Annotated in this window: 1 rRNA gene; it reads left to right on the top strand. The window is 50.6% G+C overall.

The annotated features are described in order from the left end of the window. A 23S ribosomal RNA gene (locus tag H8L47_RS30530) occupies window positions 1–255 on the top strand; the annotation flags it as partial.

Here is a 255-nt window from a genome sequence, read left to right as displayed (position 1 = left end):
CCAAGGCTAAATACTCGATATCGACCGATAGTGAACCAGTACCGTGAGGGAAAGGCGAAAAGAACCCCGGGAGGGGAGTGAAATAGATCCTGAAACCGTGTGCATACAAACAGTAGGAGCGGACTTGATCCGTGACTGCGTACCTTTTGTATAATGGGTCAGCGACTTACATTCAGTGGCAAGGTTAACCGCATAGGGAAGCCGTAGAGAAATCGAGTCCGAATAGGGCGAATCAGTCGCTGGGTGTAGACCCGA

This window comes from Undibacterium umbellatum, assembly GCF_014284125.1.
GTDB classification, from domain to species: domain Bacteria; phylum Pseudomonadota; class Gammaproteobacteria; order Burkholderiales; family Burkholderiaceae_D; genus Undibacterium; species Undibacterium umbellatum.
This window is presented reverse-complemented; position numbering and strand designations above follow the sequence as displayed.